The sequence below is a fragment of the Burkholderia ubonensis subsp. mesacidophila genome (assembly GCF_002097715.1).
Lineage (GTDB): Bacteria > Pseudomonadota > Gammaproteobacteria > Burkholderiales > Burkholderiaceae > Burkholderia > Burkholderia mesacidophila.
Window position 1 is genome coordinate 2324946 of the sequence record NZ_CP020738.1, and the last position, 13530, is coordinate 2338475.

The 13530-nt window shown below is 69.7% G+C and carries 12 protein-coding genes; 3 read left to right on the forward strand and 9 right to left on the reverse strand.

Annotated features, from left to right (window positions below; genetic code table 11):
* The first annotated feature begins 29 nt into the window (after positions 1 to 29).
* Entirely contained in the window at positions 30 to 1091 is a 1062-nt protein-coding gene (locus B7P44_RS27860) for an alkene reductase (RefSeq protein ID WP_084909110.1), read from the forward strand.
* On the opposite strand, the gene B7P44_RS27865 is transcribed toward B7P44_RS27860, so the two are convergent.
* On the reverse strand, positions 1064 to 1636 hold the full coding sequence (locus tag B7P44_RS27865) for a GNAT family N-acetyltransferase (RefSeq protein WP_084909111.1): 573 nt from the start codon (positions 1634 to 1636) through the stop codon (positions 1064 to 1066). The genes B7P44_RS27860 and B7P44_RS27865 overlap by 28 nt on opposite strands.
* 262 nt (positions 1637 to 1898) lie before the next feature.
* Here B7P44_RS27865 and B7P44_RS27870 point away from each other — a divergent pair, with 262 nt between their 5' ends.
* Positions 1899 to 3824 (forward strand): potassium transporter Kup, encoded by a 1926-nt coding sequence (locus B7P44_RS27870; protein ID WP_084909112.1) that lies wholly within the window; start codon positions 1899 to 1901, stop codon positions 3822 to 3824.
* Positions 3825 to 3847: 23 nt separating this feature from the next.
* Here the strand turns inward: B7P44_RS27870 and B7P44_RS27875 are convergent, their stop codons facing one another.
* Complete coding sequence (locus B7P44_RS27875) at positions 3848 to 4726, reverse strand: phosphatidylinositol-specific phospholipase C (protein WP_157721110.1); 879 nt, start codon at positions 4724 to 4726, stop codon at positions 3848 to 3850.
* A 7-nt stretch (positions 4727 to 4733) separates the two neighbouring features.
* On the opposite strand from B7P44_RS27875, the gene B7P44_RS27880 reads away from it, so the two are divergent.
* Entirely contained in the window at positions 4734 to 5756 is a 1023-nt protein-coding gene (locus B7P44_RS27880) for a LacI family DNA-binding transcriptional regulator (protein ID WP_084909113.1), read from the forward strand.
* A 43-nt stretch (positions 5757 to 5799) separates the two neighbouring features.
* On the opposite strand, the gene B7P44_RS27885 is transcribed toward B7P44_RS27880, so the two are convergent.
* From B7P44_RS27885 to B7P44_RS27915, 7 genes are all read right to left on the reverse strand, one after another.
* On the reverse strand, positions 5800 to 6693 hold the full coding sequence (locus B7P44_RS27885) for a carbohydrate ABC transporter permease (RefSeq protein WP_231716729.1): 894 nt from the start codon (positions 6691 to 6693) through the stop codon (positions 5800 to 5802).
* Entirely contained in the window at positions 6663 to 7532 is an 870-nt protein-coding gene (locus B7P44_RS27890; RefSeq protein WP_084909114.1) for a carbohydrate ABC transporter permease, read from the reverse strand. Before B7P44_RS27890 ends, B7P44_RS27885 begins: the two co-directional genes overlap by 31 nt.
* Before the next feature lie 34 nt (positions 7533 to 7566).
* Positions 7567 to 8805, reverse strand: coding sequence for an ABC transporter substrate-binding protein (locus tag B7P44_RS27895; protein ID WP_084909115.1), 1239 nt, complete (start codon positions 8803 to 8805; stop codon positions 7567 to 7569).
* A 156-nt stretch (positions 8806 to 8961) separates the two neighbouring features.
* Positions 8962 to 10176: a porin gene (locus B7P44_RS27900; RefSeq protein WP_084909116.1), complete on the reverse strand. Its 1215-nt coding sequence runs from the start codon at positions 10174 to 10176 to the stop codon at positions 8962 to 8964.
* Positions 10177 to 10312: 136 nt separating this feature from the next.
* Positions 10313 to 11281 (reverse strand): helix-turn-helix domain-containing protein, encoded by a 969-nt coding sequence (locus tag B7P44_RS27905; protein WP_084909117.1) that lies wholly within the window; start codon positions 11279 to 11281, stop codon positions 10313 to 10315.
* Positions 11282 to 11355: 74 nt separating this feature from the next.
* The gene (locus tag B7P44_RS27910) at positions 11356 to 11943 is read right to left on the reverse strand and encodes a DUF3156 family protein (RefSeq protein WP_084909118.1); all 588 of its coding nucleotides are present in this window, start codon (positions 11941 to 11943) and stop codon (positions 11356 to 11358) included.
* A complete protein-coding gene (locus tag B7P44_RS27915; protein WP_084909119.1) occupies positions 11940 to 13442 on the reverse strand; it encodes an APC family permease in 1503 nt (500 codons plus the stop codon). Before B7P44_RS27915 ends, B7P44_RS27910 begins: the two co-directional genes overlap by 4 nt.
* Positions 13443 to 13530: the final 88 nt, after the last annotated feature.

The window sequence follows — 13530 nt, forward strand, 5'->3', positions numbered from 1 at the left end:
GTCCCGTCTTCCGTGAAAAGGAAATCGCCATGCCCACCCTGTTCGACCCCGTCACCCTCGGCGACCTGACCCTGCCGAACCGCATCGTGATGGCGCCGCTCACCCGCGCCCGCGCGGGCGACGTGCGCGTCCCCAACGACCTGATGGCCCGCTACTACGCCGAACGCGCGTCGGCCGGCCTGATCATCAGCGAAGCGACGTCGGTGACGCCGCAAGGCGTCGGCTATGCCGACACGCCGGGCATCTGGTCCGACGAGCAGGTCGAGGGCTGGAAGCGCGTGACGCGCGCCGTGCACGACGCGGGCGGCCGCATCCTGCTGCAGCTCTGGCACGTCGGCCGGATCTCCGACCCGATCTTCCTCGACGGCGCGCTGCCGGTCGCGCCGAGTGCGATCGCCGCGGGCGGCCACGTGAGCCTCGTGCGGCCGCAGCGTCCGTTCGTGACGCCGCGCGCGCTCGAGCTCGACGAGATTCCAGGCATCGTCGCCGCGTACCGCAAGGGCGCGGAAAACGCGAAGGCGGCCGGCTTCGACGGCGTCGAGATCCACGGCGCGAACGGCTACCTGCTCGACCAGTTCCTGCAGGACAGCACCAACCGCCGCACCGATGCGTACGGCGGCCCGGTCGAGAACCGCGCGCGCCTGCTGCTCGAAGTGGTCGACGCGGCGATCGACGTGTGGGGCGCCGGACGCGTCGGCGTGCACCTCGCGCCGCGCGGCGACGCGCACACGATGGGCGACTCCGACCCGGCTGCGACGTTCGGCTATGTCGCGCGCGAGCTCGGCCGCCGCAAGATTGCGTTCATTTTCACGCGGGAGTCGTACACGGGCGACCACCTGAGTCCGCAACTGAAGAAAGCGTTCGGCGGCCCGCTGATCGCGAACGAGAAATTCACGCTCGACAGCGCGCAGCAGGTGCTCGAACGCGGCGACGCCGATGCGATCGCGTGGGGCCAGCTGTTCATCGCGAACCCCGACCTGCCGCGCCGGTTCGAACTCGACGCACCGCTCAACAAGCCGGTGCCGGAAACGTACTACGCGGAAGGCGAGACGGGCTACACCGACTACCCGGCGCTCAGCGACGCGGCCTGACGGCCGCCCGCCGCGTGTTCATCGCGCAGGTCGCGGCGCATGAACACGCGCTGCGTCTCGTCGAGGCCAAGCGCGACGTGGTGCGCGCGAATCTGGCTCAGCGTCTCGTCGAGCGCGGCCTCGTCGATGTCCGCAAACCCGAGGCGCCGGTAATACGGCGCGTTCCACGGCGGCGCGCGGAACGTCGACAGCACGATCTGCGCGACGCCGTCCGCGGCCGCGCGCGCCGTCACCTGGTCGATCAGGCGCACGCCGATCCGCTGTCCCGCGTGCGACGGCGCGACATCCAGTTCCTCGAGATACAGCCGGTGCGCATCCAGCAGCCGGTAGAACGCGAAGCCGACGCACGCGCCGTGCGCGTCGATCGCGACGTATGCGCGGCCCGCGTCGATGCGGACGAGCGCGTCGGCTGTGGCGGTGGGATCGGCGTCGGCGATGTGCGCCATGCCGATGTCGCGAAAGCGCTGCGCGGCGGCGATTTCCACCGCGGCCATCGCGGCGGCGTCGTCGCGCGTCGCGACGCGGATCCTGACAGGAACGGTCATGAGTTCGGGGCGGGGTTCGAAGGGCCCTCACTATAATCGAAACTTCATATGTTTCGAACGGCCGGCGCGCGACGATGTTTGCGAGACGCGCGTGCATCAATTCGTCGGCCAGCCTGCCCCTCCCGCCGCATTGCCCCCGTTTCCAATGTCTTGCCGGCAGTTCCTATACTTTCTGTAACCGCAGCGCCCAGAGCCACGACCGACGATGCACAACGGCCCGTGCAGCCGTTTCGCTGCCGCGCGACAGAATCCGGAGGGACAGATGGGACATTCCGCATCCGCCGCGTCCGACGCCGACCGGCTCGGCATGCCCGGTCCACACAAGCCGGCCCTCCCGGCGCTCGCGCTTGCCGCGCTCGGCGTCGTCTACGGCGACATCGGCACGAGCCCGCTCTACACGCTGTCGACCGTGTTCGATCCGGTCAACGGGCTGGCGCTCAACGCATTCAATCTCGTCGGGATCGTGTCGCTGATCTTCTGGTCGCTGATGGTGGTCGTCTCGCTCAAGTACGTGGTGCTGATCCTGCGCGCGAACAACCATGGCGAAGGCGGCATCATGGCGCTGCTCGCACTCGCGGCGTCGTCGGTCGTGACGCGTCCGCGGCTGCGCCGCGCGCTGCTCGTCGTCGGCGTGATGGGCGCGTCGCTCTTCTTCGGCGACAGCGTGATCACGCCGGCCATCTCGGTGCTGAGCGCCGTCGAAGGCCTCGAGGTCGTGGCGCCGGTGCTGAAAACCTATGTGATTCCGGTCACATTGGCGGCGCTCATCGCACTCTTCATCATGCAGAAGCATGGCACGAGCGGGATCGGCGCCGTGTTCGGACCGGTGATGGTGGCATGGTTCGTCGTGATCGGCATCGCGGGCCTCGTCAATATCGCCGACGCGCCGGCCATCCTGGCCGCGCTCGATCCGCTGCGTGGTCTCGCCTTCTGCCTGCATCACCGCTGGCTCGCGTTCGTCGCGCTCGGCGCCGTCGTGCTGTCGCTGACGGGGGCCGAAGCGCTGTATGCGGACATGGGGCATTTCGGCAAACGGCCGATTCGCGTCACATGGTTCGGCGTCGTGTTCCCCTCACTCGCGCTCAATTACCTCGGCCAGGGCGCGCTCCTGCTCGCCCATCCCGGCGCGCTGCAGAACCCGTTCTATCGACTCTTTCCGCAATGGGCGATTCTCCCGATGATCGTGCTTGCGACAATCTCGACGGTCGTCGCATCGCAGGCCGTGATCTCCGGCACCTATTCGATGACGAAGCAGGCGATGCAGCTCGGCTTCCTGCCGCGGATGAACATCGTCTACACGTCGGGGCAGGAAATGGGCCAGATCTACGTGCCCGGCATCAACTGGACACTGCTCGCCGCGGTGGTTGCGGCGGTGCTCGGCTTCGGCTCGTCCACCGCGCTCGGCTCCGCCTACGGCATCGCGGTCACCGGCACGATGCTGATCACGACTTTCCTCACGTTCTTCGTCGTCCGCTACGCATGGCATTACAACTGGCTGCTCTGCGTGCTCGCGACCGCGTTCTTCTTCGCGATCGACGCGATGTTCTTCTCCGCGAACCTGCTGAAGATCGTCGAGGGCGGCTGGTTCCCGCTCGCGATCGGCACGGTGGTGTTCACGATCATGGCGACCTGGGGCCGCGGCTGGGAAATGCTGATGGCCGAAGCGCGCGTGCGCGCCGGCACGACGCCGCTCAAGCCCTACCTGAACGCGCTGCTCGCGCGCTCGCCGGCCCGCGTGGGCGGCACCGCGATTTTCCTGACGCCGACCCCCGAGGCGGTACCGCATGCGCTGGTCAACAACCTGATGCATAACCGGGTGCTGCATGAGCGCGTGGTGTTCGTGACGGTGATCACCGCGGAGGTGCCATGGGTGCCCGACAGCGAGCGCGTGCGGGTGCAGTTGCTCTGCCCCGGCTGTCATCAGGTGACGATCATGTACGGATTCAAGGACGAAGTGGATCTGCCGAAGGCGCTCAGCGAGAGCAAGGCGGCGGGGCTCACATTCGAACCGGCGGAGACCTCATGGTTCCTGAGCCGCGCGTCGGTCGTGCCGACGCCAGGCCATGGGATGGCGCTATGGCGCGAACGCCTGTTCGCGGTGATGCTGCACAACGTCGGCAATATCGCCGCATTCTTCAAGTTGCCGGCCAACCGCGTGATCGAAGTCGGCGCGCGGGTCGAGATCTAGCGCCGCGCGCGCAGCGGGCACGGCTACCCGTTCCGGGCCGCCAGCGCGCGCACGAGCGCCCAGTCGTCGTCGTCGCAGAAATCGAGCAGTACGATCCCGCACGGCCCGTGATGCGTGCGCAGCCGTTCCCCGAGCCGCGTGTGGATGCCTTTCACGATGCCGCTGCCGTGCGCGACGACCGACGGATTCGCGCCCATCCCCGTGCCGCTGCAAAAATTGATCGCCCAGCGCCCGCTGTCGGCGGACGGCATATGCGTGAGCAGCGCGTCGATCGCCTGCCATTTGTGTTCGATCGACGCCGCCACCGGCACCCGGTATTCGTCCTGGATCACGAACGCGGCATCCGGATGGTCGATCGTGAACGTCATGTTGTCCGGCCACGCGGTCAGGTCGATCCCGAGCGGGCGGCTGCTGCGAAAGCGCCGCAACAGAACGATCGCGCCGCGCACGTCGCCGAGCGCGGGAATCGCGCCGCCCGCATGCCAGCGCAGCCCCGGATGCCGCGCGCGATGCGCGTCGAACGTCGCGTCGAAGCCGCGGCGGCACGCGTGCGCCGGCCATTCGTCCTTCACCGACATCACGATGCACTCGCCCGGATGCGCGGCGAGAAAATCCGCACAGGTCGCGAGCACGTCGTCGAACGTCATGCCGAGCGCGATCCCGCCGTGATGAATCTCGAATTCGTCGCGCACGTGCCGGCAGCGGATGTCGAGCATCCGCACGCCGTGCATCAGCTGCGCGTCGAGCGGCGCGCATTGCGTGCGGGCGAGCGCATCGTCGACGGTATACGCACAGGTGTCATGACTGCCCGGTACGGTCAGGGTATGCAGCGATCGCCCGTCGTCGAGCTTCGACATCCAGTCGGCGAGCGGCAGGCGTGGGTCGTGGTGCGAATGGATCATTGAGTCGATGGCAGACAGACAGAAAAAACAGTGGGTCACCGCGTCCGACGTCGCGGCGCGGGCCGGCGTATCGCGCTCGGCGGTGTCGCGCGCGTTCTCGCCTTCCGCGAGCATCGCGCCCGAAACGCGCGAGCGCGTGATGAGCGCGGCGCGCGCGCTCGGCTACCAGGTCAACCTGATCGCGCGCGACATGATCACGCAGCGCAGCAGCATGATCGGCGTCGTCACCGCGGGCTTCGAGAATCCGTTTCGCGCGCGGCTGCTGTCGGACCTGATGGCCGCGCTCGGGCATCGCGGGCTCACGCCGCTCGTGACGAACGCGGAGGACCCGCGCCAGATCCGCCAGTCGCTCGAACGGCTGCTCAGCTACCGGATCGCCGGGCTCGTGATGACGTCCGCGTCGCCGCCGCTGTCGGTCGCGCGCCAGTACCTCGCGCACCGGATTCCCGTCGTGATGATCAACCGCGCGGCAAGCCTGCCGGGCGCGGACGTCGTCGTCAGCGACAACGCGGAAGGCGCCGGCCGCGCCGCGCGCCTGCTCGCGCAGGCGGGCGCACGCCGGCTCGCGTTCGTCGGGCCGCGCGACACGAGCTACAGCGCGCAATCGCGCGCCGACGCCTTCGCGGACGCACTCCGTCGCGGCGAACCCGGCGGCCCCGCGCTGGCGCACATTCACGGCACATCGTCCGACACCTATGCGTGCGGTGTCGAAGCCGCGCAACACCTGCTCGCCGGCGACAGCCGCCCGGACGGCGTGTTCTGCTCGTCCGACCTGCTCGCGCTCGGCGTGATCGACACCGCGCGGCAACGCTTCGGCCTGCGCGTGCCGGACGACTTGCGCGTGATCGGCTTCGACGACATCCCCGCCGCCGCCTTCGACGGCTATGCGCTGACGACGCTCCGGCAGGACACGCAGGGCCTCGCGAACGCCGCGGTCGACATGCTCGCCGAGCGGATGCAGGCGCCTGCCGGCGCGTCGCGCACGCAAGTCGTGCCGGTCGCGACCGTGATCCGTCACAGCTGCGGCTGAGGTCCGGCGCAACGCTGCAACAGGTTCGAACCGGCCCTGCCCGTCACTTCAACCCGCCCGCGAAGCCGCGCAGCAGATAGCGCTGCACATACCCCGCGACCGCGAGCGTCGGCAGCGACGCGATCAGCCCCGCGCTCATCAGGTCGCCCCAGTCGATCCCGTTCTCGGTCACGTAGCCCGCGATCGCGAGCGGCAGCGTGAAGCGGCTCGGCGTCGACACGAACAGCAGCGCGAGCAGGAATTCGTTCCAGGCGGCGATGAACACGAAGATCGCGGTCGCGATCATCCCCGGCGCGCACAGCGGCAGTACGATCTGCACGAGCCGCCGGGCCAGCCCCGCGCCGTCGATGCACGCGGCTTCCTCGTATTCGATGGGGACGTCGCGCACGAACGCGAGCAGCATCCAGATCGCCATCGGCAACGCATAGATCTGGTACGCGAGCATCAGCCCGAGCGTCGAATCGAGCAGATGGAGCCGCTTCGCGAGCGCGAACAGCGGCACCGCGATCGTGATCGGCGGCATCAGCTTCAGCGCCAGCACGAGCACGAGGAACAGCAGGTCGAGCCGCGCGGGAAAGCGCAGGCGCACGAGCGCATAGGCGGCCGGAAACGCGAGCGCCAGCGCGAGCAGCGTCGTGCCGAAGCCGACCAGCAGCGAGTTCAGCAGCGGGCCGCCGAGGCCGTTCGTCCACACCGACGCGAAATGCTCGAACGTCGGCGCGGCCGGCCAGATCCGCAGCGGGTGGTCGAGCCGTTCGAGCGCCGGCATGAACGCCGCGCCCGCCATCCACAGGCACGGCAGCAGCAGCACCGCGAGCGCGACGGCGCGCAGCGCCCACGGCACCGACCGTGCGAAACCTGCGCGACCGCGCGCGGGCCGACGCTGCGTGCGTCCGGCGCGCGCCGTCACGCGCGCCGCTTGCGAACCGTTTGCCATACGTACCCCGAGACCAGCAGCGCGGACGCCGCGAGCATCAGCACCGACGCGGCGCTCGCCGGCCCGACGTTGAAGAAGCGGAAGCCCGTGTCGTAGATGTAGGTCGACAGCGTCTGCGTCGCGTTGCCGGGGCCGCCGCCCGTCAGCGCATAGACCTTGTCGAACAGCTTGAACGTGTCGATCGAGCGCAGCAGCAGCGCGAGCCCGATCTGCGGCGCGGCGAGCGGCAGCGTGATGTCGCGCAGGCATTGCCATTCGCTCGCGCCGTCGGTCCGCGCGGCTTCGTACAGCTCCTGCGGAATCGACTGCAGCCCGGCGAGCACGATCAGGAACGCCATCGGCGTCCACTGCCACACGTCGACGAGCATCAGCGACCACAACGCCAGATGCGGATCCGACAGCCAGCGCACCCCTTCCACGCCGAGCGCCGCGAGCAGCGCGTTCAGGAAGCCGTCGAAGTTCAGCCAGTTGCGCCAGATCGCCGAGCACACGAGCGTCGACAGCATCATCGGCAGGATCGCGAGCGGCAGCGCGATGCGGCGGCCCGGAAACGCGCGCACGAACAGCAGCGCAAGGCCGAAGCCGAGCGCGACCTCGGCGAGCGACGCCGCGATCGTGAAGCGCAGCGTGTTGCCGAAGCCGGCCGTGAACGCGTCGTCGGCGAGCACCGCGCGGTAGTTCGCGAGGCCCGCGAACGCACGGCGGCCCGCCGTGTAGTCGACGTGGCAGAACGAATCGATCAGCACCTGCACGACCGGGTACAGCGCGAGGCCGGCCAGCACCAGCAGCGCGGGCCCGAGCAGCGCGACGAACGGCAGGCTGCGCGAGAACGCCTTCATGCTCGGCGCTCCCGCTGCGAACGGGCGCGCGTGGTCACTTGCCCGCCGCCGCGATCGCCTGCGCGATCTTCTGCTGCGCCTGGCGCAGCGCCGCGTCGGGCGCGGCCTGCCCCGTCAGCGCGAGCTGCAGCTGGTCGCCGAGAATGCTCTCGATCTGCTGCCAGTCCTTCACGCGCGGCCGCGCACGACCCGCTTCGAGCGCCTTCAGCTGATCCGGATACCAGCGGTACTGGCGAACCAGCGCCGGGTCGGCGAACACGCTGCGGCGAGTCGGCGGGATGCCGAGCGCGGCGAGGCGCGCCTGCGTGTCGCGTGCGGTCAGGTATGCGAGAAAATCCTGCGCGAGCTTCGCGTGCGGCGCGTCCTTCGGAATCGCCATCTGCCAGATGCCGAGCATCGGCGCGGGGCCGGCCGTCTGCCCCGGCGGCGCCTGCAGCGCGATCTGGCCGGCGACGCGCGACTGCTTCGGATCGTCGAGCGCCGGAATCCACGCCGGCCACACCTCGATCGCCTGCGCGGCGGCGCCGCGCTGCAGCGCATCGCGCACTTCCGCCGCGCCATACACGTCGACGTCCTTCGGCGCGGACGCCTTCAGCGCCAGAAAGGTCTTGAGCGCCGCCTGCGCCTCGCGCGAATCGATCGTCACGTTGCCCGCACGGTCGAGCACGTCGCCGCCGTACGCCCACAGGATCGGCAGGAAGCCCGTCACGACCGGATTGCCCTTGGTGCCGCGGAACACGACGCCGGACACGCTCTTGTCCGCGCCGCCGACCGTCTGCGCGATCTTCAGCACGTCGTCCCAGTTGCGCGGCGGCTGCAGCTTGTACTTCGCGAGCAGATCCTTTCGGTACGCGAACATCTCGACGTTGCCGACCACCGGCAGCGCGAACAGCGCGCCCGCCGCGTTGCGGCCGAGCGCGACCGTCGACGGCACCAGGTCCGCGTCGGCGAGCGTCGCCGGCAGCGGCTTCAGCCAGCCGTTGCCGATGAATTCCGGCGACCACGTGTCGTCCATCATCACGAGGTCGTACGCGCCGGTGCCCTCGCGCATCGACAGCTTGAGCTTCTGGTAGAGGTTCGCGTTCGGCAGCTTCAGCAGCTCGATCTCGATGCCGGGATGCAGCTTCGTGAAGCCGGCGACGGCGTCGGCCAGCCCCTTGCCGTAGATGTCGTCGCGGCCGGCGATGACGAGGTCCGCGGCGACGGCATGCGACGCGAAGACGGAAAGCGCAACGGCGGCGGACAGCGCGCGCAGGCGGCTCAGCAGGGTCATGGGGTCTCTCTCACGATCAGCGTGGTGGCGAAACGGCAATCCGTTGCACACGTGTGCAACGCGGGCGGCGAATCGAGCCGCCCGATGCGAACGCCATTGTTCACGCCGATCGTTAAGGATTTGTGGCAGGCGGCCGCGTGCCGCCGCCGCACCCGGTCAGAAGTTCACGCGGATCCCGCCCATCACCGCGAGCTGCCGGTTCGAATTGCTGTTGCCGAGCACCGGAATCTGCGCGTAGTTCACCGCATGGCCGTTCGCGTCGGTGCCGAGCCCCGTGCCGCTCGCGAGCTGCCCGATCGCGACCGCGTACAGCGCGGTGCGCTTCGACAGCTGGTAGTTCGTGCCGAGGTTCAGCTGATGGAAACGCGTCGTGCCGCGCCCGTCGGTATGCGCCGCGTTGAAGATGTAGGCGACGGCGCCCTGCCACACCGGCGAGAACATGTACGACACGTTCAGCTCGCCGACGTCGAACGTGAACGCCTGCGCGCGCGGCTGCGCGGGCGTCGAGAAATAGCGGCTGTCGCCGAGGCGCGTATGCGTATACGTCAGCGCGACCGTCGCGTCGCCGAGCGCCACCGCCCCGCCCGCGCCGAACGCGCGCATCGACACGGCGTCCTGCAGCAGGCAGTACATCGCGCCCGGGTTGCTGCACGCGAAGTCGCCGATATAGCCGTTCGCGCCGCCGAGCGCCGCATCGAGCGGCTGGCGCAGGTTCAGGTAGCCGAGCGCGAGCGACACGGGCGCGCGGTTGTACGACACGGCCAGCGCATAGCCGCGCTTCGCGGAGAAGTCGCCCGCCTGCCCGCCGAAGCTGAACGTGCCGCCGAACGTGAAGCCGTTGAAATCGGCGCTCGTGAACTTGACCGCGTTGTTGAAGTTGAACGCGGCGTTCAGGTTGTCGACGTCGCCGAGATGCGAGCCGTACGGCGTCGCCCAGTTGTTGCTCGACACGTACGCGCCGAGCATGTCCGTATACGAGTCGTATTGCCGGCCGAGACCGAGCGTGCCGAGCCCGTCCTGGCGCAGGCCGGCCCACGCCTGGCGGCTGAACGCCGCGCCGCCCTGCAGCGCCTGCCCGCTCGCGGACAGGAACTGCTGCTCGAGCGTGAACACCGCGTTCAGCCCGCCGCCGAGCGGCTCCGCGCCCTGGAAGCCGAACCGCGACGGCACGAGGTTGCCGCCGCCCATCTGCCACGCATGACCGCCGCCGACGCTGCCGTCCGCGCGCGTGAACTGCTGGTTCGTCGAGTAGATGATGCCGGTGTCCACGGTGCCGTAGAGCGTCACGCTGCCCGAGGTCTGTGCCTGCGCGTGCATGCACGAAACTGCGGCCGCCACGGCGGCGGCGGCCAGTCTTGTTCCGATCGTCATGTCCCGTCCCCTGTCGTCCATCGCTTCGCTCTACGAATCGATGGGGTTGATGATGTGGTGACGGGACTCTATCCAGCGAAAATTCCGGACCTTTATCGCAAATCGGCAAACGGATGCGACAGGCGGCGGGCCCGGCTCACACGGGGCGCAGCGTCTGCGACGGCAGCTCGCCGAACAGGTCGCGGTACTCGCTCGCGAAATAGCCGAGGTGCGTGAAGCCCCAGCTCGCGGCCGCCTCGCCGACGCCGAGCTGCTGCGCGGACGTCGTGCGCAGCAGGCGCCGCACCGCGTTCAGGCGGATCGTGCGCAGGTAGGCGACGGGCGTCACGTCGGCGACGCGCTGGAAGCTCGTCTGCAGCGTGCGGCGGCTGCAGCGCAGCGCGCGGCACAGTTCGAGCACCGTGACGGGCTCTTCCGGCCGCTCGCGCAGATGCTTCTCGCAACGGCGCACGATGTCGCTGTAGGTCGCGTGCGTGATGTCGCGGCGCTCCGCGCCGATCCCCTGGTCGAGCGCATCGAGGAACATGCCGAGCATCGCGTCGCGGAACATCCGGCGCGTCGCCGCGTAGTCGAGGCAGCCGGGGTTGCGCTGCGCGGCGTCGATCAGCGCCGACAGCCGCTCGCCGAGCGCGACGCCCTGCGCGTCGGACAGCCGCGTCACGTGGTGCAGCCTGCGCGCGCCGGTCGCGCCTGAAGCGCCCGCGCCTGAGCCAGCCGCGCCGAACTCGGCGTCGCACAGCTCGTCGATCATGTCCGACGCGGCGCTGATACCGACGAGCCCCATCCCTTCCGGCGTATGGAATTCGAAATCCTCGTCGGCGCGCAGCGCGAGCAGCGCATAGCCGTCGACCGGCTGGCCCTGGAAGGTGCCGACGAGCGGCACCGACAGCGGCACCGCGAGCGACGTGCGGTCGGCGGGCGCGACGCCGGTCTGCGCGACGCGCCGGTTGGTCGTCTCGCGGAAGAAATGGAAATCGTCGTAGAGCACCTGCGTGACCGTGCCCTTGAAGCGGCCGGGCGTCATCTGGCGGTAGACCTGGCGCCAGCCCGCGATGGCAAGCCCGTGCTCGTGGACGTCTTCATGTGAGCCTGACTGGAACAGCATCGGCGCCTCCGCTAAAACCCTGATCCCTGTGCGCGCGGCCGCCGGCATCGTGCGGCGGCACGCGACGCCACAGCTTACCTGCGCAAAAACCCGCGCAGTGCGCGCTCGAACGCCATCACGGCCGCCGACAGCGCGGCGGCCTGCTCGCCGGTCAGCCGGACATAGCGGCGAAACGACGGCATCCGGCTCACGACCTCGCTGCCGCCGAACGGCACGATGGCCAACGTCCAGCGTCCGTCATGCGCGTCGAGCGTGCAATCCGTCAAATGCAGGGGGCGCAGCGCGTCGGCGAGCGACGGCTCGGCGACCAGCGCCGCGACCGTGCGCGCGAAACCGGCGTCGCAACCGTGCCGAAGCGCGGCCCGCACGCCGGTGCGCCGCAGCCAGCCGGCCTGCGCGACGCGCGCGCCGCCGTGTGCGGCCGGGCCGCGCACCGTCACCGCGATCCGCACGCTCACCGTGTGCATCAGGAACTGCCGCTCGACTTGCTCGGCGACGCGCACCCGCACGCCGTTGGGCAGCCTCGCCCCCCCACTCACCCCGCCGTCGCCGTCGCGCGCGGCGCGCAGGTCGGCCAGCACGCGCGCGGCGGTCGCGCCGGGCCGGTAGCCGGGCGGCGGCGCAGCGGGCGCGGCGCGCCACCGGGCGAGCGCGGCCTTCATCCCGCGACGTGCTCGTTGCGCAGCACGTCCTCGACCGGCACCGGCTTGAACGGGTGCCGGCGCTGCACGACGACGGTCCAGAACAGCGCATACAGCGCGGTCAGCCCGAGCATCGCGCCGAACGGCACGTAGATGTCGCGCGGGTTCATCCCCGGCGGCGTGATGTACCAGATCGCGAGCACGATGCCGACGCTCGACACGATCTGCGGCAGCGGGAACCACGGCGAGCGGTACGGGCGCGGCAGGTCCGGCCGGCGGATCCGCAGCATCACGACCGACGCGGTGACGAGCAGGTACGCGGTGCCCCATGCGCAGGTCGCCGCGAGCACGAGGTGCAGGATGCTGTCGAGGTTGCCGTTGATCAGCCACGCATGGGCGATCGGCACGACCGCCGCCGCGACGATGCCGACCACCGGCGTCCTGAAGCGCGGATGCAGGTACGCGAAGCAGCGCGGCAGCGCGCCGTCGATCGCCATCCCGTACAGGATGCGCGGCAGGCCCGCCATCAGCGTGTTGATCGTCGCGGCGCCGGCGAACAGGAATGCAACGCCGAACCACACGCGACCGAACGGCCCGAGCACCTGCAGGGCGAACGCGGGGATCGCGCCCGGCGTGTCGAGCAGGTGCGTGAGGCCGTCCGCGCCGACCGGCACGTTCGGCACCTGGCGGCGGATCGCCGCGCCGTACAGGAACATGCAGATCGCGACGCCGACGAGGCCGAGCGCCATCGCGCGCGGGATCGTCCGGCCCGGCGCCTTCATTTCCGGCGCGAGCGGCGTGACGAACTCGCAGCCGACGAACATGAACATCGCCATCCCGACGAGCGACAGCACCGCCGGCAGCGACGTGCCGACTTCCGAGCGGCCGAACCAGCCGTCGAGCTGCACGGCCGGCGCGGCGGCGATGCCGAGGATGCCGAAGATCATCAGCGACAGCCACATGCCGGCCGTCAGCACGATCTCGAGCTTGCTGAACACCTTGATGCCGATGATGTTGGTGATCGCGAACGTGATCACGAGACCGACGCCGACGAGCCACGCGCTGTTGTGCTGCTCGAACGCGGCGTTCAGCGATTCGAAGTTGACGAGCGCCATGATGCCGCTCAGGATCGTCTCCGCCGTGCCGGCGAACACGTGGACGAGGAAGTACGCGGAAATCGTGCCGGTGATCGCCCAGAAGCGGCCGAGCCCGCATGACAGGTAATCGTAAACCGAGCCCGCGGTCGGCAGCATCGCGGCGGCTTCGGCGAACGTCGTCGCCTGCGCCTGCATCATCACGAACGCGATGAGCATCGCGACCGCGAACGCCCAGCCGCCCATCCCGAAGCCCGACGTCGCGGTGAGAATCACCGGGCTCGCCATGATGAGCCCGACGGCGCTTGCGAGCGCGGTCGGGAAGCCGACCGCGCCCGCCTTCAGCGCCGTGCCGCCCGCCCCCGCCGCCGGCGTGCCGGCCGATGCCTCGGCGGCCGCGCTGGTAAACCCTGACGATCCCGACATCCTTGTCTCCTGTTCAATCATTCGATGTCGAAAAAATACGCAGGCAAAAAAACCTTGAGATAGCGCAAATCGGCAAACCGGCGGGCGG